We start from the raw sequence: 16,226 nt of genomic DNA, 5'->3' as shown, positions 1-16,226 counted from the left end.
GGAGAGCGCCTTCTGGGCATCTTCGGTGCCGTCATAACTTTTGGGCGGATCGAGGCAGATATCGCAGTTGCCGCACGGCTTGTCGTTGTACTCGCCGAAGTAGTTGAGCAGCACCTGACGGCGGCAGGTTTGCGCCTCGGCAAACGCCGCCATCACGTTGAGCTTGTACTGCTCCACCTGCAACTGCTGGGGATTCTCGATGTTGTCGAGCAGTCGGCGCACCCGACCGATGTCGGCAGGATCGTAGAGCAGCAACGCCTCGGCGGGAGTGCCATCACGCCCGGCACGGCCGGTCTCCTGATAGTAGGATTCAATGTTCTTCGGAATGTCGTAGTGCACCACGAAGCGTACGTTGGGCTTGTCGATACCCATACCGAACGCCACCGTCGCCACCACTATCTCGATGTCATCCTTGAGGAAAGCATCCTGGGTCTGCTGACGCTGCTCGAGCGGCAGCCCAGCATGATAGGGCGCGGCTTTGCAGCCGTGGCGGGATAACCGCTCGGCCACCTCCTCCACCCGGTTGCGACTGGAGCAGTAGACGATGCCGCAGTTGCCCTTCTGGCTCTGCACGTAACGCAGCAGCTGCTCGGCCGCCTTGAACTTCTCCACCAGGCTGTAGCGGATATTGGGGCGATCAAAGCTGGCTGTGTGAATAAAGGGATCGTTGAGTTCCAACCGGTGCAGCATGTCGCTGCGGGTCGCCTCGTCTGCGGTGGCGGTGAGCGCTACCACCGGCACCTGTGGGAACCACTGTTTTAGCCGCCCCAGCGCCGCATACTCTGGCCGGAAATCGTGGCCCCACTGGGAGACGCAGTGCGCCTCGTCGATGGCGAACAGCCCGAGCGGCAGTTCGGCCAGCCGATCCATAAACTCGTGCTGCAGCAAGCGCTCGGGGGAGACATAGACCAGCTTGATCTCGCCGCGGCGCATGGCGGCGAAGTTCTGGATCATCTCCTCCCGACTGAGGGCCGAGTTGATGTAGACCGCCGCTACACCGTTGGCGCGCAGGCTGTCGACCTGATCCTTCATCAGCGAAATAAGGGGAGAGACCACCACACCGAGCCCGGGCCGCAGCAGTGCCGGGATCTGGTAGCAGAGCGACTTGCCGCCACCGGTGGGCTTGAGGACTAGCGCATCGCGCCCCGCGACGATCTGCTCGATGATCTCGAGCTGACCCGGCCGAAACTGCTGATAGCCGAAGACCGCCTGCAGCAGGGCAAGCGGACTCTCTGGCTGAGGATCTGGCAGGGTTTCGGCAATCGCGGTCATGGGCTCTCCTTTGGGGTCGCCATTCTAAAGCAGCCGCCGCCCACAATAAACCTGCCATTGCGACTGTTAAGGAACTGTTGCAGACTGGCTGGAGTTTTTACTCGGCTTTGATAACAAGGATTGGGATCAGAGAATGAAACAGATGCTCAAGAAGATGGCGCTCAGTGGCATTGCCAACCTGTTTGCCGAGAAGATGCCCTTCAACAAACTGATCGGCATGCAGGTGACCCACTACGACTTCGACAAGGTGGAACTGCGCATCAAGATGGACAACAAGCTGATCGGCAACCCCTTCCACAACATCTTGCACGGCGGCGTCACCGCCACGCTGCTGGATGTGGCGGGCGGCATGATAGTCGCCGCCTCCTGCATCGACGAGCTGGAGGAGTTCTCCCCCAGTTATCTCAAGGAGCGCTTCGCCCGCCTAGGCACCATAGACCTGCGGGTGGATTACCTGCGCCCGGGGCGCGGCAACGAGTTTATCGCCACCGCCCACATCATCCGGGCCGGTAGCAAGGTCGCGGTAGCCCGGATGGAGTTGCACAACGAAGAGGGCACCCACATCGCCTTCGGCACTGGTACCTATCTGGTGGGTTGAACCAAGTTAGTGCATAAAAACCACGCGGCTAATCCACTTTTAATCATTAGATTCCTTACCCCCTCTGGCCAAACAAGGTCCATACTGATAGTCGGGATTGTGTGCAGAGGGAGGATTGCAGGCGATGAGTGCGAAACTGGCCATCAAACCATCCAGAGCCTTGTTGACACAGCTCGAGTCCATGCTCGACGAGGTGCAGACACCCGAGTGTCGCCACTGGTTGGAACAGGAGCTTGAGGGGTATTCTCTCTCCTCCCCCCTGCCTTGGTATCGCATCGTTCCCTGTCGGCAACGCGGTCACTTTCTGGATCTGAAAACGGGGAAATATTTGACCTGTAATATCAACAGTCAAACGCTATGCCAACGCGATCTGGCCCAAATTCAGTTCATTTATGCCCGTGAACCCGCCGCCCACTATTTGCTGCAACGCAATTCCGGTATAGAACCCTGGCCAGAGCAGCTGCTGGAAGATTATCAGGAGCAGTTGATCCCCGGCCATTTATGCCTGCAAGCCTGGCATGAGCCCGTGATTTCATTACGTGCACAACTGATGGAGGGAATAGAACATTTCATTAGTGAGTACCCCAAGCACGCGGCCTTGCTGCCTCAACACAGTTTCAAGGCTTTGCGGCATCAGCACTGGCATATCTGAGTAAGCGCCTGGCGCGCAAGGAGGGCACCATAGACAAGACCCATAGCGAGATTGCCACAATCTAGAGTGCCGGAGTCAGGATCAGACTCCACCGATGGGCCACCGAGCGGTGGCCCTTTTAATGTCTGTGGTCTTGCTTCGACCCTGCATACTGCAAGTCAGATCACTTGGCCAGGTAACAGGTCAGCAGCTAAAGAAAATCGGGAAAACAGGAAGGATAAATGCAAAAATGCCGCTCTATTGAGCGGCCTTTTCAAATTTGGTCGGTGTGAGAGGATTCGAACCTCCGACCCCTTCGTCCCGAACGAAGTGCGCTACCAAGCTGCGCTACACACCGATGTCTGCGGGACGGGAATTTACCGAAAGCCCCGACCCGACACAAGCCTTTTTTGCATTTGGCAGGAAAAAAAGTGCCATTTGCTCAACTATTCAGCACTCCTTTTACCCGTTTACCGGGATGCAGCCAGCTGGTGACATTCCGGCAACCGGACGTCAGGCCAGACGCAGGGATGCCGGCCCCAGCAGACGGCGCTGCCAGTCAGCCACAGTGCCATGCTCCAGCCAGTCGGCTGCATGCTGGCGCCAGTTGGGGGAGAGAGCAGGATTCTCCAGCAAAATTAGTAGATCCGCTTCATTGCGCACCTGATTGAACAGGATATCCGCCGTGCGCTTCACCGTCAGTTCGGGATAGGGTCTGTCTACCAGCTCCATGGCCGTGTCAGGCGCGATCATGCCCTCCTCCAGCACCCGCAGCAGCCAGCCACAACGGCCATTCAGTTGCATCACCTGCGACATCTGGCCATAGCCAAAGCGCTGGTTGAGCTTGAAACAGGGGGATCTCGGCTGGCTGATCTGGATCAGCGCCTCGCCGAGTCGATAGACATCGCCAATGCAGACTTGCACCTCGGTCAGCCCGATACCGGAGAGGTTCTCGCCAAAGGCGGCAGGCTGCCAGGGAGTGCGTGGCGCAGGCAAGCCCAGTGCGGTTTGCCAGGTCTGCCACCAGAGATAGTGATCGGCAGGATAGTAGTGGAGCGCCCGATCCGGGCCACCGTGGTGGCGCAGGTCACACTGTTCATCCCCTTCCAGACCAGCAAAGGTACAGCGAACTGGTGCAGAGATCGGTTGCTTGTGAATGGCGCTGGTGAGGCCGGGCACCAGCTCGGTGCCACGACCGCTAAAAAGGGAGATCCGCATACTCATCCTCCAGGTTGACGAGAGTAGGCGGATCTTATCATGCCGTCAGACGACGGCCTGCATCTGGGTGGTCATGGCGATCTCGGCACGACGGCGCTTCTCCGCCCTGGCCATCAGATACCAGCTGCCGAAGGTAAAGAGCGATACCGACAACAGGATCAGGCTGGCCACCGCGTTGATCTCGGGTTTCACCCCGAGCCGTACCGCCGAAAAGACCTCCATCGGCAAGGTAGTGGAGCCCGGGCCGGAGACGAAGCTCGCCAGCACCAGATCATCCAGCGACAGGGCGAACGACATCATGCCGCCTGCGGCCAGCGAGGGGGCGATCATCGGGATGGTGATCAGGAAGAACACCTTCCACGGCTTGGCGCCAAGATCCATGGCCGCCTCCTCGATGGAGAGATCCAGCTCCCGCAACCGCGCCGACACCACGATCGCCACGTAGGCGGTACAGAAGGTGGTGTGGGCGATCCAGATGGTCAGCATGCCCCGCTCGGCGGGCCAGCCCACCAGCTGGGCCATGGCAACGAACAGCAGCAGCAGCGAGAGACCGGTGATCACCTCGGGCATCACCAGCGGCGCCGTCACCATGCCGCCGAACAGGGTGCGACCACGGAAGTGGGGAATACGGGTCAGCACGAAGGCCGCCACCGTCCCCAGCGCCACCGCGGCGATCGCGGTGTAGAAGGCGATCTCCAGCGAGCGGAACACGGATCCAATCAGCTGCTTGTTGTCGAGCAGGCCGAAGTACCACTTGAGTGACCAACCGCCCCACACCGTCACCAGCTTGGAGGCGTTGAAGGAGTAGACCACCATGATGATCATGGGCAGGTAGATAAACAGCAGCCCCAGCCACAGCATCAGCTTGGCAAAACCGAAACGTCTCATCATGCCTTGCCCTCCAGCTCTTTGGCCTGGTTACGGTTGAAGAGGATGATCGGAATGATCAGCACCGCCAGCATCACCACCGCCAGCGCAGAGGCGACCGGCCAGTCGCGGTTGTTGAAGAACTCCTGCCATAGCACCTTACCGATCATCAGGGTCTCCGGGCCGCCCAGCATTTCCGGAATAACGAACTCCCCCACCACAGGAATAAACACCAGCATGCAGCCGGCGATGATGCCGTTCTTGGAGAGCGGCACCGTGATCTGCCAGAAGCGAGTCAGGTTGCGGGCACCGAGATCGGAGGCCGCCTCCAGCAGGCTCTGGTCATGCTTGACCAGATTGGCGTAGAGCGGCAGCACCATGAAGGGCAGGTAGGAGTAAACGATGCCGATATAGACCGCCAGGTTGGTGTTGAGGATCTGCAGCGGTTCGTCGATCACCCCGATCCCCAGCAAGACGCTGTTGAGCAGGCCGTTGTTGCTGAGGATCCCCATCCACGCATAGACCCGGATCAGAATGGCGGTCCAGGTCGGCATCATGATCAGCAGCAGCAGAACGGTCTGGGTCTCCTTGTTGGCTCGAGCGATGGAGTAGGCCATCGGATAACCAATCAGCAGGCAGAGCAAAGTGCTGACGAAGGCCATCTTGAGGGAGCCCAGATAGGCCGCGATATAGAGCTCATCCTCCTGCAGCAGCAGGTAGTTGCCCATATTGAGCAGTATGGTGAGCTGATTGTCGGCCCAGCTCACCACGTCGGTGTAGGGCGGGATCGCCACATCCGCTTCCGCAAAACTGATCTTCACCACGATGACGAAGGGCAGCAGGAAGAAGAGGAACAGCCAGAAGAAGGGGATGCCGATCACCAGTCGGCGCCCCCCGACCCGCTTCAGTCGTTGCAAGAACTTCATGATTGCAGCACCACGCCGCTGTCATCTTCCCAGTAGAGGAACACCTGGTCATCCCAGGTTGGCCGCTTGCCGTGGCGTTCGGCATTGGCGATGAAAGCCTGAACGATTTTGCCCGAGGGCAGCTGGATGTGATAAACCGAGTGACCGCCCAGATAGGCGATGTCATAGACCTCACCCTTGGTCCAGTTGAAGTCCGGGTGCTCGATCTCCTCCGGTTTTTGCAGACTCATCAGCAGTTTTTCCGGCCGCAGGGCGTAGGTCACCTTCTTGTTCTCGGCGCGGGAGCTGATGCCGTGGCCCACATAGATGGGCTGCTCCAGATCGGCGCAGGCGATGGTGGCGTGGTCCTGTTCATCCTCCACCAGCAGGCCGTCGAACAGGTTGACGTTGCCGATAAACTCGCACACCAGCCGACTGGCCGGAGTCTCGTAGATATCCATCGGGCTGCCGATCTGCTCGATGCAGCCGAGGTGCATGATGGCGATCCGCTCCGCCATGGTCATGGCCTCTTCCTGATCATGGGTCACCATGACACAGGTCACCCCGACCCGCTCGATGATCTCCACCAGCTCCAGCTGCATCTTGGATCGCAGCTTCTTGTCGAGCGCCCCCATGGGTTCATCCAGCAGCAGCAACTTGGGACGCTTGGCCAGCGAACGAGCCAACGCCACCCGCTGGCGCTGGCCACCGGAGAGCTGATGCGGCTTGCGACGGGCATACTGGGTCATCTGTACCAGCTTGAGCATCTCTTCTACCCGGGCATCGATCTCGGCCTTGGGCAGGCCATCCTGCTTGAGGCCAAAGGCGATGTTTTGGGCCACCGTCATATGGGGGAACAGGGCGTAGGACTGGAACATCATGTTGATGGGGCGTTCATAGGGGGGCATGTCGGTGATGTCGACCCCGTCGAGGAACAGCCGCCCCTCGGTCGGGCGCTCGAAACCGGCCAGCATCCGCAGCAGGGTCGATTTGCCGGAACCGGATCCGCCGAGCAGGGCGAAAATCTCCCCCTTGTGAATATTGAGAGATACGTTATCGACCGCCAGCGTTTCGTCGAACTGCTTGCTTACCCGATCAATTTTCACCAGCACTTCTTTGCGCTGCTGACTGCCCTCGAGGGCTTTCTTGTAGGCACTGGAGGCTATCGCCATTACCAAACTCCCCAACGTGATACCGGCCTTGCGGCCGATCCATAAAAGCGATTTGGCGCCCCCGAACGGGCACCAAGGTTAGGTACCGGACTTGATCTTGGTCCAACTCCGGGTGATTAGACGCTGTACCGAGCGGGGATGTGCTTCCTGCACATAGAGTCGCTCCAGCACGGCCTGAGGGGGATAAACCTCCTCGTTGTTGCGCACCGCCTCATCCATAAACTCGCCCGCCCTTGAGTTGGGATTCGCGTAGCCCACATAGTCGCTGACCTTGGCGATCACTTCGGGCTGCAGGACGTAGTTGATGAGAGCGTGCGCCTCTTTGACGTTGGTGGCATCGGACGGGATCGCCATCATGTCGAACCAGAGATTGCCCCCCTCTTTCGGAATGCTGTAGGCAATTTTCACTCCCTTGCCAGCTTCATCGGCGCGGGCAGCGGCTTGCAGGATGTCGCCGGAAAAACCGGCCGCCACGCAGATGTCGCCATTGGCGAGATCGCCGATGTATTTGGAGGAGTGGAAGTAGGCCACATAGGGCCGCACCTTGAGCAGCAGCGCCTCGGCCTGCTTGATATCCCCCGTCGCATGACTGTTGGGATCGAGCCCGAGGTAGTTGAGGGCAGCAGGGATCATCTCGTCGGCAGAGTCGAGGAAGGCGACGCCGCAGCGAGAGAGTTTCGCCATGTTTTCCGGTTCGAAGATGGTGGCCCAGGAGTCAATCTTGTCGACTCCCAGCACCGCCTTGATTTTGTCGACGTTGTAGCCGATGCCGTTGGTCCCCCACAGATAGGGCACCGCGTACTGATGACCCGGATCCACCTTGTCGAGCTGCTTGAGCAGCACGGGATCCAGGTTGGCCAGATTGGGCAGCAGGGATTTATCCAGTTTCTGGAAGGCTCCCGCCTTGATCTGCTTGGCCAGGAAATTATTGGAGGGCACCACCAAATCGTAACCGGTCCGCCCCGTCAGCAACTTGCCTTCCAGGGTCTCGTTGGAGTCAAACACGTCATAGACAGTCTTGATCCCGGTCGCCTGCTGGAAATCGCTGAGAGTGGTCTCGCCGATATAGTCAGACCAGTTGTAGAAGTGCAGCACAGGAGCAGCCTGGGCCACATTCGCCAATCCCATGGTCAGCGCTACGGTTAGCAATCTGGTTGTATTCACGGTGTCAGTTCTCCTGTTTCAGTGGTTGACCGTCTGCGCATCCATTCGCGCGGCCCATCCGGATGGATGGCATCACTACCCTCCCGGCCGAACTGCGGACCGGGAGGGGCATTCGTTACTTACTTGCCGGACTTGATCTTGGTCCAGCTGCGGGTCATCAGACGCTGCACCTTGGCCGGCAGATCCGGGAAGGTGTAGATCTTCTGCAGGGTAGCCGCATCAGGGTAGATACCCGGATCGGTGCGGATCGCCTCATCCACCAGCGGGGTCGCCGCCTTGTTGCCGTTCGGGAACTGCACCACGTTGGTGATATTGGCGATCACCTCCGGCTTCATCAGGTAGTTGATGAAGGTGTGGGCCGCCTCGACGTTCTTGGCATCCGCCGGAATGGCGATCATGTCAAAGAAGCTGCCTGCCCCCTCTTTCGGAATGGTGTAGGTGAGCGCGACGCCATTCTTGGCCTCGGCTGCCCGCGCCTTGGACTGCTGCAAGTCACCGGAGTAACCGACCGCGACGCAGAGGTTGCCGTTGGCCAGATCCGAGATGTACTTGGAGGAGTGGAAATAGGCGGTATAGGGACGGATGGAGAGGAACAGCTCCTCAGCCTTCTTCAGCTCGGCCGGTTTCTGGCTATCCGGTTTGAAGCCCAGATATTGCAGGGCAGCCGGCAGCATTTCGGTCGGTGAATCGAGGAAGGAGACGCCACACTCTTTCAACTTGGCCATGTTCTCCGGCTTGAACACCAGATCCCAGGAGTTGACCGGGGCATCAGCCCCCAGCACGGCTTTCACCTTCTCGGCATTGTAGGCATAGCCGATGGTGCCCCACAGATAGGGGATGGAGTACTGGTTGCCCGGATCGCTCGGCTCGAGCGCCTTGAGCAGGTCGACATCCATGTTTTGCCAGTTGGAGAGCTTGGACTTGTCCAGTTTCTGGAACACGCCCGCCTTGATCTGCTTGGCCAGGAAGGGGTTGGATGGCACCACGATGTCGTAGCCCGAACTACCCGCCAGCAACTTGGCTTCCAGTACCTCGTTACTGTCGAACACGTCATAGACCACCTTGATCCCCGTCTCCTTCTGGAAGTTATCCAGGGTATCCGGCGCTATGTAGTCGCTCCAGTTGTAGACGTGCAGCACCTTCTCTTCAGCCATTGCTCCGGCACTTGCCATGACCAGAGCCACAGAGGCAGCGATCACTCCTGTTTTGAAAGACATCATCCTTGTCTCCTAAGCAAATTGTATGCGCATGCCAACCTGCCCGACCTGCCTCAACCCTTCAGCTTTGCGGCTGTCAGATCCAGACTGCGCCTGGCCAGATCGACCAATTCATCAACCTGTTCCTCGGTGATGACCAAGGGGGGCGATATGATCATGGTATCGCCTACCGCCCTCATCACCAAGCCATTGTTAAAGCAGAACTCCCGGCAAGTCATCCCCGCATTTGCCTGAGCCGGGAAACGCCGGTTGGTCTGCTTGTCCTCAACGATTTCCAGCGCGGCGACCAATCCTTTGCCTCGGGTTTCTCCCACCAGCGGATGATCGGCCAGCTCCGCCCAGCGGCGCTGCAAATAGGGGCCGATAGTATCATGCACTCGCTTAACTATGCTCTCTTTCTGCATAAGCTGGATATTGGCCACCGCCACGGCACAAGAGACCGGATGGCCCGAGTAGGTGAAGCCGTGGTTGAACTCCCCCCCCTCCTCCACCAACCCCTTGGCAACCCGGTCACTGACCATCACTGCGCCGAGCGGCAGATAACCGGAGGTGATCCCCTTGGCCAGACACATCAGGTCCGGCTTGATGCCAAACCCTTCGCTGGCAAACCAGTGGCCGGTGCGGCCAAAGCCGCAGATCACCTCGTCGGCGATGAGCAGAATGCCGTAGTGATCGCAGATGCGCTGGATCTCCGGCCAGTAGCTGTCAGGCGGAATGATGACGCCGCCCGCCCCCTGGATCGGCTCGCCGATAAAGGCAGCCACCTTGTCCACCCCCAGCTCCAGAATCTTCTGCTCCAGCTGACGGGCCCGCTCCAGCCCGAACTCGTGGGCGCTCATCCCCTGCCCCTCACCGAAGTGGTAGGGCTGATCGATGTGCACTATGCCGGGAATGGGCAGACCACCCTGGGCATGCATCCCCTTCATGCCACCCAGACTCGCCCCTGCCACGGTGGAGCCGTGATAGGCGTTATGGCGACTGATGATCACCTGTTTGTCAGGCTGACCCTTGCTGGCCCAGTAGTGGCGCACCATCCGCAGCACGGTGTCGTTGCACTCGGAGCCGGAGCCGGTGAAGAAGACGTGGTTGAGATGGGCTGGCGTCACCTCGGCCAGCAGAGTCGCCAGCTCGATCACCGGCGGATGAGCGGTCTGGAAGAAGAGGTTGTAGTAGGGCAACTGCTGCATCTGGCGGGTAGCGGCATCCACCAGCTCCTGGCGGCCATAGCCCATATTGACGCACCACAGGCCCGCCATGCCGTCGAGAATGCGTTTGCCCTCGGAGTCTTCCAGATAGACGCCGCTGGCTTTGGTAATAATGCGCGAACCCTTCTTGTTCAGGGCCTGAAAGTCGGTAAAGGGGTGCAGGTGGTGGCTGGCATCCAGCTGTTGCCACTCACGGGTTGTCTGCTGCATTTGTTGCTCCTCGGTTCCTTCGATTTGGCAAGATTCAGTCGTCAAACAGTCAGGTGGGTAGTCAGGCGGGCTTGCATGCTCGCAGCCACAACCACTCACAGGTGGCTACCGCCACCTGACTCGCGTTCAGGTCTCTTCGATACAGGGGCCGGGGAGGCCGACTCCGGCCTCCCCGTTACAGGGGGATCAAACGTTCAGCAGCAGGAACTCCCGCTCCCAGCGACTGATCACCCCGAAGTAGGTCTCGTACTCTTTGCGTTTGACCGCGACGAAGGCGCGGGTGAAGCGCTCCCCCAGCATCTCCTTGATGGGCTCGCACTGTTCGAGATGGCTGAGTGCCTCCTCCAGCGAGCGGGGCAGGCTGTAGGGCAGGTCATAGGCGCTCGACTTCATCTCCGGCAGCGGCTCCAGCTTCTCCATCATGCCGAGATAGCCACAGGCCAGAGTGGCGGCCAGCGCCAGATAGGGATTGGCATCGGCACCGGCGAAGCGGTTCTCCACCCGGCGGGCACTGGGGTCGGAGAAGGGCACCCGCAGGCCGCAGGTGCGGTTCTCGACACCCCACTGGACGTTGCGTGGCGCGCTCTCGCCAAAGGTGAGGCGGCGGTAGGAGTTGACGTTGGGGGCCAGCAGGGCGGTCACCGCCGGGGTGTATTTCTGCAAACCGGCGATGAAGTGCATGAACTGTTCGCTGTTGCCGCCGTTCGGGGTACCGAACAGGTTGTGGCCATTCACATCTTCCAGACTCTGGTGGATGTGCATGGCCGAGCCCGGTTCGTCGCTCATCGGCTTGGCCATGAAGGTGGCATAGATGCCGTGGCGGTGAGCGGCTTCACGCATGGTGCGCTTGAACAGGAACACCTGATCCGCCAGATCGATGGCATCACCATGCAGGAAGTTGATCTCCATCTGGGCGGCGCCCGACTCGTGGATCAGGGTATCCACCTCCAGCTCCTGCGCCTCGCAGTAGTCATACATGTCTTCAAAAATGGGGTCGAACTCGTTGACCGCATCGATACTGAACGACTGGCGGGCGGTCTCAGGGCGGCCGTTGCGACCGACCGGCGGCACCAGCGGATAATCGGGGTCTTCGTTGCGGGTGACCAGATAGAATTCCAGCTCAGGCGCCACCACCGGCTTCCAGCCCTGCTTCTCGTAAAATGACAGAACCCGACGCAGCACGGAGCGCGGCGCGATGTCGATCAGCTTGCCGTTGACATCGAAACAGTCGTGGATCACCTGTGCAGTGGGCTCCAGCGCCCAGGGGACAAAACGGATGGTGTTGGGGTCAGGATAGAGCTGCATGTCCCGCTCCAGCGGGTCGATCATGCTGTCGTCATCCGGATATTCACCGGTCACCGTCTGGGTGAAAATCACCTCGGGCAGACGCATGCCCCCTTCGCGCAAAAACTTGTTGGCTGGGATGATCTTGCCCCGGGCGTTGCCGGTGAAATCCGGGAACAGGCACTCCACTTCCGTGATGCGATTGCTCTCCATCCAGCCTTTGATACTGTCCATGTTAAACCCCGACTTTACGGTTGCCATTGGCAAGGGTGTCTAATATATGGAACACCCTTGTTATAAAATTGTAATCAACATCACCATAAAAGCCCGCCATCAAGGGCAATGTCAAGCGGGCGTGTTTAAAAAACTATAAATAACGGCGCATATAATGACCAAGGCGGCACCAAATACTAAACACTCAAATCCGTACGAAGCCCCCCTCTCATCGTTGCAAAGGCGATGCCAACAGAGGGTGAAGCGGACGCCAGATCCCGACCAATCCCCCACAGGAACGGACCATTTTTTTGCAAGGGCGCACAATCCTTATCCTATTTGCTTTGCTTGGCTGCATTTTTTTGGTACAAGGCCCGCCCTGATTTGCACTCTCTTGCATGAAACAGGTGCAAATCGGGATACAAGGGCTTGGTCTGTAGGCAGACAGCCCCCATAAACAGGGATAATTGGGTTAGTAAACTGACTGGTAGTTAATCGTATGTGTGATTTCATGACTGAAGACCAACTGGCCTTTTACAAGGGGCAGATCGAGCGACAGATCGTCGAGCTCGAAGAGCGCCTGAACTCCCAGGCCAGCCAGGCCATCGCCACCGACACCAACGAGATGGCTGATGAAATTGACCGTGCCAGTATCGAGGAAGCCCGCCGTCTGGAGCTGAACCGCATCGAGCACGACAAGCTGCACCTGCGTAAGCTGCGGGGCGCATTGAAGCGCATCAGCGAAGGGGATTTTGGTTACTGCGAATCTTGCGGTGACGAGATCTCCCTCAAGCGGCTGCATGCCCGTCCGGAATCCCGTTTCTGCGTCGAATGCCAGAGCACCAAGGAATTTAACGATACCCACGTGTTCCGTCGCGTCGCCTGATTCTTCGAGGAACCGTCACCATTCTGGTGCAACAGACGCCAGCAAGGCAGGGCTCCGCGCTCAAACCTTGCACAACGCCTCGCAGCAAGATGGTGACAAGTTCTGTTAGACTCCGGACACCTTCCGGAATCTACAGGAGAACAGAGAGTGAAATGGCTCATCAAGCTGTGTTTGTGCCTGCCACTGCTGGCACAAGCACAGGTTCTGACGGTCAAGGTCCCCAGCCGTCCCGTCAACAATCTTGACCAGGAGTACCAGTACAAGCTGCTGGAACTGGCCCTGACCCGCTCCGGGCAACCCTTTCGCATCCAGCCTGTCGAACTCGACCTCAACCAGTTCACCCTCCAGCAGCAGCTGAGCAAGGGCAAGACCATCAACGTCTTCTGGATGGGCACCTCCAGCGCACTCGAATCCTCCCTGATTGCCGTCCCCATTCCGCTGTTTCGCGGGCTGGAAGGATTGCGGCTGTCGTTCATCCACGCGGACGCTCAGGAGAAGTTCAACCAGATCAATACCCTGGCCGACCTCAAACAGCTGAAGGCGGCGCAAGGGGTCGGTTGGGCCGATAACAAAATTCTGGAAAATGCAGGCATCCCGACCTTCTCCGGCCGATACAGCAGCCTGTTTCGCCTTATCAACGACGGCGACAAGATCGACTTCTTCCCGCGCGCCCTGGTGGAGATCTTCGCCGAGCGCAGCGAGCTGGTGGCGCAGTATCCCAACCTCGCTATCGAGCAGCATCTGCTGATCCGCTACCCCTTCGCCCAGTTCTTCTTCGTCAGCCCCGAATACCCCAAGCTGGCCAAGGCGATTCAGACCGGGCTGGAGCGGGCCTATGCCGATGGCAGTTTTATGAAGTTCTTCAATGACAACCCCAAGATCCGCGAAGCGCTCGCCAGTGCCAACCTCGATCAGCGAGTCACCATCGCCCTGCCCAATCCGGACATGACCCCGTTGCTAAAATCCATTCCGGCCCAATATTGGGAGTATCCACCGCAGGGATAATCATCCCGAGCGCCTGACCATGAGGGTCGGGCAGCAAGAACACAGTGCGCCAGGGAGGTGCCATGAAGGGAATCCAGGAGTGGTTTACGGAGTATGGCCAGAGCCATCGCCATCCGGTCAACGTCGCCATCCACAAACTGGCGGTGCCGGGAATCTATCTCTGCTCACTGGCGCTGCTCTGGTGTCTGCCACACGGGCCCTTGCCAGAGCCCCTCAACTGGACGGCAGCGGCAGCCATTCCGGTGCTGCTGTTCTATCTGCAGCTGTCGTTTTCGCTGTTCGCGGGGATGGCGGGGCTGACCGCGCTGGGACTGTGGATCTGCCACCAGTGGCAGGGGCCGCTGTTGTGGCCAGCCGTGGCAGCGTTCGTGTTGCTCTGGATAGCCCAGTTTGTCGGCCACAAGATCGAGGGCAAACGCTCCTCCTTCCTCGCCGACCTGCAATTTCTGCTGATAGGCCCCGCCTGGGTGCTTGCCAGCCTCTATCGCCGCCTGGGCATTCCCTATTGAGGAATGCCGGGCCAACAGGAGAGACCATGACACATAACCACACGCGACATAACGTCCTTCGCCGCGCCCTGCCCCTGCTGCTGGGGGCCCTGTTTGCCGGCTCGGCACTGGCCGACAAGGCCGACCCGGTCGGTGAAGTGAGTACCGCCTTCAAGCTGTTTGGCCCCAACCACAAGATCCTGGTGGAGGCGTTCGACGACCCGCGCATCGACGGCGTCGCCTGCTATCTGGCGCGCCCCAAGACCGGTGGCGTCAAAGGCGGGCTGGGACTGGCGGAAGATCCCTCCCACGCCTCCCTGTCGTGCCACCAGATCGGCCCCATCACCCTGCCCGAAAAGCTGAAAGCGGGGGAAGAGGTGTTCGATGTCAGCACCTCGCTGGTGTTCAAGGAGCAGAAAGTGGTGCGTTTTTACGACAAGAAGCGCAATTCACTGGTTTACCTGACCTACAGCACCAAACTGGTGGATGGTTCGTACAAGAGTGCAGTCAGCGCCGTTCCCATTATGCCGTGGGGACAATAACCAGCCGGTTTGTCCGGTGATAGCCGCCCCATTTTGTTGTAATTTGACGACACACACGCTGCGGAGCACATACCATGAAAGTCGCCGTATTCAGTACCAAGAGCTATGACAAAGAGCATTTCAACCAGGCCAACAGCCAGTACGGCTTCGACCTGGAATTTTTCGATGTGCGGCTGGAGGCCAAAACGGCCCGACTGGCTCACGGCTTCCCGGTGGTGTGTCTGTTCGTCAATGACGATGCCGACCGCGAGGTATTGACCGAACTGGCTTCCAACGGCACCCAGGTGATCGCCCTGCGCTGCGCCGGTTACAACAACGTGGATCTGGCCGCAGCCAAAGAGCTGGGGTTGAAAGTGGTGCGGGTGCCCGCCTACTCCCCCGAGGCGACCGCAGAACACGCCGTCGGCATGATGATGTGCCTCAACCGCCGCATCCATAAGGCTTATCAGCGCACCCGCGACGCCAACTTCTCGCTGGAAGGGCTGGTCGGCTTCAACATGCATGGCAAGACCGTTGGCGTCATCGGCACCGGCAAGATCGGTCTGGCCGCCCTGCGCATCCTCAAGGGCTTCGGGGTTCGCCTGCTGGTCAACGATCCTTACCAGAATCCGGCAGCCATCGAGCTGGGTGCCGAGTACGTTGATCTCGATACCTTGTTCCGCCAGTCCGACATCATCAGCCTGCACTGCCCGCTGTTCAAAGAGAACTACCACCTGTTGAACAAGGAGGCATTTGCCAAGATGAAGGACGGGGTGATGATCATCAACACCAGCCGTGGCGGCCTGCTCGACTCCAACGCCGCCATCGAGGCGCTCAAGACCTCCCGTATCGGCGCACTGGGGCTGGACGTCTACGAAGAGGAAGAGGATCTCTTCTTCTCCGACAAGTCCAACGAGGTGATCACCGATGACGTGTTCCGCCGCCTGTCTGCCTGCCACAACGTGCTGTTCACCGGCCATCAGGCGTTCCTGACCCGCGAGGCGCTGCACGCCATCGCCGATACCACCCTCGGCAATATCCGCGCCATCGAGAGCCAGGGCCGCTGCGACAACGAAGTGGAATAATCCTCTCGCACCCGTAGCCATGAACGACAGAGGGAGCCATTCCCTCTGTTTTCCACACCGACATGCTCCCCCCTGTGTATTTTCCCCTGCGCCCTCAATATCCGGGGAGCCGGGTTGTGAGACCCGACGTCATCAGGTAGGCTACCTGCCCTTTTTTATTCAGGAGTCTGGCACCCATGTTTATCGGATTTGATTACGGCACCTCCAACTGTGCCGTGGCCGTGATGGAACAAGGTAGCCCCAGGCTGCTGAATCTTGGCGCATCCCGCTATCTCCCCTCCACCC

Annotated in this window: 17 protein-coding genes and 1 tRNA gene; 8 read left to right on the top strand and 10 right to left on the bottom strand. The window is 59.2% G+C overall.

The window, feature by feature from the left end:
• A partial coding sequence (locus tag AACS18_RS03385; protein WP_108612038.1) for a RecQ family ATP-dependent DNA helicase occupies positions 1-1,272 on the bottom strand: 1,272 nt, incomplete at its 3' end.
• A 133-nt stretch (positions 1,273-1,405) separates the two neighbouring features.
• Between AACS18_RS03385 and AACS18_RS03380 the strand changes: the two genes are divergently transcribed.
• Together AACS18_RS03380 and AACS18_RS03375 are read left to right on the top strand one after the other, a co-directional pair.
• Positions 1,406-1,870 carry a thioesterase family protein gene (locus AACS18_RS03380; protein ID WP_181363241.1) on the top strand — a complete coding sequence of 155 codons (465 nt, stop codon included), beginning with the start codon at positions 1,406-1,408 and terminating at the stop codon, positions 1,868-1,870.
• A 124-nt stretch (positions 1,871-1,994) separates the two neighbouring features.
• Positions 1,995-2,522 carry an AbiTii domain-containing protein gene (locus AACS18_RS03375; protein ID WP_108612037.1) on the top strand — a complete coding sequence of 176 codons (528 nt, stop codon included), beginning with the start codon at positions 1,995-1,997 and terminating at the stop codon, positions 2,520-2,522.
• A gap of 260 nt (positions 2,523-2,782) precedes the next feature.
• Here the strand turns inward: AACS18_RS03375 and AACS18_RS03370 are convergent.
• From AACS18_RS03370 to AACS18_RS03330, 9 genes are all read right to left on the bottom strand, one after another.
• Positions 2,783-2,859, bottom strand: a tRNA-Pro gene (locus tag AACS18_RS03370).
• Positions 2,860-3,014: 155 nt separating this feature from the next.
• On the bottom strand, positions 3,015-3,719 hold the full coding sequence (locus AACS18_RS03365; RefSeq protein ID WP_108612036.1) for an MOSC domain-containing protein: 705 nt from the start codon (positions 3,717-3,719) through the stop codon (positions 3,015-3,017).
• 45 nt (positions 3,720-3,764) lie between these two features.
• A complete protein-coding gene (locus AACS18_RS03360; RefSeq protein ID WP_371878955.1) occupies positions 3,765-4,610 on the bottom strand; it encodes an ABC transporter permease subunit in 846 nt (281 codons plus the stop codon).
• Complete coding sequence (locus AACS18_RS03355) at positions 4,607-5,512, bottom strand: ABC transporter permease subunit (RefSeq protein WP_005340703.1); 906 nt, start codon at positions 5,510-5,512, stop codon at positions 4,607-4,609. The genes AACS18_RS03360 and AACS18_RS03355 overlap by 4 nt, the downstream gene beginning before the upstream one ends.
• On the bottom strand, positions 5,509-6,663 hold the full coding sequence (gene potA / locus AACS18_RS03350; protein WP_005340704.1) for a polyamine ABC transporter ATP-binding protein: 1,155 nt from the start codon (positions 6,661-6,663) through the stop codon (positions 5,509-5,511). Before potA ends, AACS18_RS03355 begins: the two co-directional genes overlap by 4 nt.
• Before the next feature lie 78 nt (positions 6,664-6,741).
• Entirely contained in the window at positions 6,742-7,827 is a 1,086-nt protein-coding gene (locus tag AACS18_RS03345; RefSeq protein WP_108612035.1) for a polyamine ABC transporter substrate-binding protein, read from the bottom strand.
• Positions 7,828-7,946: 119 nt separating this feature from the next.
• The gene (locus tag AACS18_RS03340; RefSeq protein ID WP_005340709.1) at positions 7,947-9,044 is read right to left on the bottom strand and encodes an extracellular solute-binding protein; all 1,098 of its coding nucleotides are present in this window, start codon (positions 9,042-9,044) and stop codon (positions 7,947-7,949) included.
• A 53-nt stretch (positions 9,045-9,097) separates the two neighbouring features.
• Positions 9,098-10,459 carry an aspartate aminotransferase family protein gene (locus AACS18_RS03335; protein ID WP_058056392.1) on the bottom strand — a complete coding sequence of 454 codons (1,362 nt, stop codon included), beginning with the start codon at positions 10,457-10,459 and terminating at the stop codon, positions 9,098-9,100.
• Between the two features lie 186 nt (positions 10,460-10,645).
• A complete protein-coding gene (locus tag AACS18_RS03330; protein ID WP_013723370.1) occupies positions 10,646-11,977 on the bottom strand; it encodes a glutamine synthetase family protein in 1,332 nt (443 codons plus the stop codon).
• A gap of 478 nt (positions 11,978-12,455) precedes the next feature.
• Here AACS18_RS03330 and AACS18_RS03325 point away from each other — a divergent pair, with 478 nt between their 5' ends.
• The 6 genes from AACS18_RS03325 to AACS18_RS03300 all read left to right on the top strand — a co-directional run.
• Positions 12,456-12,842: a TraR/DksA family transcriptional regulator gene (locus tag AACS18_RS03325; RefSeq protein ID WP_005356952.1), complete on the top strand. Its 387-nt coding sequence runs from the start codon at positions 12,456-12,458 to the stop codon at positions 12,840-12,842.
• A 147-nt stretch (positions 12,843-12,989) separates the two neighbouring features.
• On the top strand, positions 12,990-13,847 hold the full coding sequence (locus AACS18_RS03320) for a hypothetical protein (RefSeq protein ID WP_042081792.1): 858 nt from the start codon (positions 12,990-12,992) through the stop codon (positions 13,845-13,847).
• Positions 13,848-13,909: 62 nt separating this feature from the next.
• Entirely contained in the window at positions 13,910-14,356 is a 447-nt protein-coding gene (locus AACS18_RS03315; RefSeq protein ID WP_108612034.1) for an Mpo1 family 2-hydroxy fatty acid dioxygenase, read from the top strand.
• Positions 14,357-14,382: 26 nt separating this feature from the next.
• Positions 14,383-14,877, top strand: coding sequence for a CreA family protein (locus AACS18_RS03310; RefSeq protein ID WP_108612033.1), 495 nt, complete (start codon positions 14,383-14,385; stop codon positions 14,875-14,877).
• Positions 14,878-14,951: 74 nt separating this feature from the next.
• On the top strand, positions 14,952-15,941 hold the full coding sequence (locus tag AACS18_RS03305) for a 2-hydroxyacid dehydrogenase (RefSeq protein WP_108612032.1): 990 nt from the start codon (positions 14,952-14,954) through the stop codon (positions 15,939-15,941).
• Between the two features lie 176 nt (positions 15,942-16,117).
• Positions 16,118-16,226, top strand: a 109-nt coding sequence (locus tag AACS18_RS03300) for an Hsp70 family protein (RefSeq protein ID WP_146181388.1), incomplete at its 3' end; no start/stop codon positions are given.

The sequence above is a fragment of the Aeromonas sp. HMWF015 genome (assembly GCF_963878965.1).
Lineage (GTDB): Bacteria > Pseudomonadota > Gammaproteobacteria > Enterobacterales > Aeromonadaceae > Aeromonas > Aeromonas veronii.
The sequence above is the reverse complement of the archived record's forward strand: the minus strand, read 5'-3'. Positions and strand labels throughout refer to the sequence as shown.

Coding starts and splice junctions, on each gene's coding strand:
- AACS18_RS03380 (WP_181363241.1), top strand. CDS start 1,406: ATGAAACAGATGCTCAAGAAGATGGCGCTCAGTGGCATTGCCAACCTG.
- AACS18_RS03375 (WP_108612037.1), top strand. CDS start 1,995: ATGAGTGCGAAACTGGCCATCAAACCATCCAGAGCCTTGTTGACACAG.
- AACS18_RS03365 (WP_108612036.1), bottom strand. CDS start 3,719: ATGCGGATCTCCCTTTTTAGCGGTCGTGGCACCGAGCTGGTGCCCGGC.
- AACS18_RS03360 (WP_371878955.1), bottom strand. CDS start 4,610: ATGATGAGACGTTTCGGTTTTGCCAAGCTGATGCTGTGGCTGGGGCTG.
- AACS18_RS03355 (WP_005340703.1), bottom strand. CDS start 5,512: ATGAAGTTCTTGCAACGACTGAAGCGGGTCGGGGGGCGCCGACTGGTG.
- potA (WP_005340704.1), bottom strand. CDS start 6,663: ATGGCGATAGCCTCCAGTGCCTACAAGAAAGCCCTCGAGGGCAGTCAG.
- AACS18_RS03340 (WP_005340709.1), bottom strand. CDS start 9,044: ATGTCTTTCAAAACAGGAGTGATCGCTGCCTCTGTGGCTCTGGTCATG.
- AACS18_RS03335 (WP_058056392.1), bottom strand. CDS start 10,459: ATGCAGCAGACAACCCGTGAGTGGCAACAGCTGGATGCCAGCCACCAC.
- AACS18_RS03330 (WP_013723370.1), bottom strand. CDS start 11,977: ATGGACAGTATCAAAGGCTGGATGGAGAGCAATCGCATCACGGAAGTG.
- AACS18_RS03325 (WP_005356952.1), top strand. CDS start 12,456: ATGTGTGATTTCATGACTGAAGACCAACTGGCCTTTTACAAGGGGCAG.
- AACS18_RS03315 (WP_108612034.1), top strand. CDS start 13,910: ATGAAGGGAATCCAGGAGTGGTTTACGGAGTATGGCCAGAGCCATCGC.
- AACS18_RS03310 (WP_108612033.1), top strand. CDS start 14,383: ATGACACATAACCACACGCGACATAACGTCCTTCGCCGCGCCCTGCCC.
- AACS18_RS03305 (WP_108612032.1), top strand. CDS start 14,952: ATGAAAGTCGCCGTATTCAGTACCAAGAGCTATGACAAAGAGCATTTC.